This is a genomic window from Bradyrhizobium hipponense (assembly GCF_008123965.1).
Taxonomy (GTDB): Bacteria; Pseudomonadota; Alphaproteobacteria; order Rhizobiales; family Xanthobacteraceae; genus Bradyrhizobium; species Bradyrhizobium hipponense.
Genome location: NZ_VSTH01000211.1, coordinates 1 through 636 on the forward strand (window position 1 = coordinate 1; position 636 = coordinate 636).

The following is a 636-nucleotide window of genomic DNA, read 5'->3' on the forward strand; positions in this document are numbered from 1 at the left end:
GTCGTGGCGCCCGATGCGCTCGACACCGAGAAGCTCGGCCCAGATCCGCGCCACCGCCGTCTCGACCGCGCCCTGCGGCGACTCATAGGCCGCCCGCGCATAGGCATCGTCCTCCGGCGCCGGCAGTGCCTTGCGGTCGAGCTTGCCGTTCACCGTCAGCGGCAGCGCCGCGATTGGTACGAACGCAGCCGGCACCATGTAGTCCGGCAGCCGCGCACTTAAGTGCGCGCGCAAGGCGCCCGCAAGCCCGCCTCCATCGCCCTCGTCCGAGCCGGCCTCGGGCGCGCAGACCACATAGGCGGTAAGATGCTTGTCGCCGGCGCGGTTCTGGCCCGCCACCACCACCGCATCGCGCACCCAGGCGTGTTCGCAAAGCCGCGCGACGATCTCAGCCGGCTCGATGCGGTAGCCGCGGATCTTCACCTGGTCGTCGTTGCGGCCCAGGAACTCCAGATTGCCATCCGGCAGATAACGCCCCAGGTCGCCGGTCCGGTACAGCCGATCGCCGTCTACAAAAGGACTGCGGATGAACCGCTCGGCTGTCAGCTCAGGGCGGTTCAGGTAGCCCCGCGCCACCCCAGCCCCGCCAATGTAAAGCTCGCCCACCGCACCGAACGGCACGGGCGCGCCATGACC

1 protein-coding gene is annotated in these 636 nt (G+C 69.8%); it reads right to left on the reverse strand.

From position 1 onward, the window contains the following. Positions 1-636: AMP-binding enzyme (locus FXV83_RS40005; RefSeq protein ID WP_148745535.1), on the reverse strand; the 636-nt coding region annotated here is incomplete at both ends.